Source organism: Cobetia sp. SIMBA_158 (genome assembly GCF_046566945.1).
Taxonomy (GTDB): domain Bacteria; phylum Pseudomonadota; class Gammaproteobacteria; order Pseudomonadales; family Halomonadaceae; genus Cobetia; species Cobetia amphilecti.
In genome coordinates, this window is the sequence record NZ_JAWJYL010000167.1 from 1 (window position 1) to 319 (window position 319).

General features: G+C 44.2%; 1 protein-coding gene. It reads right to left on the minus strand.

The window, feature by feature from the left end; genetic code table 11:
• Positions 1-22 precede the first annotated feature (22 nt).
• The coding region (locus R2R70_RS19475) for a hypothetical protein (protein WP_410978817.1) at positions 23-319 on the minus strand (297 nt) is incomplete at its 5' end.

The following is a 319-nucleotide window of genomic DNA, read 5'->3' on the forward strand; positions in this document are numbered from 1 at the left end:
GGGCTTTGTTAGCAGCCGGATCTCAGTGGTGGTGGTGGTGGTGCTCGAGCAGATCATTCAGCAGATCATCCAGATCGGTATCATCTGCGCTTGAGCTAGAGCCGCTACTTGAAGACATAAAATCATCTTCGGTTTTGGTATTAAAATCATCAACATTAAATGCATCCAGATCATCTGCAACTTTATCTGCTTTTTTTGCTGCGGTTGCTGCTGCACCGCCCATAACTGCGGTACCCATAACCTGGCCAAATTTGGTATTCAGTTCTTCAAATGATTTAAATTTATCTTTAGAGGTCATTTCGCTCAGATCCACCATCTG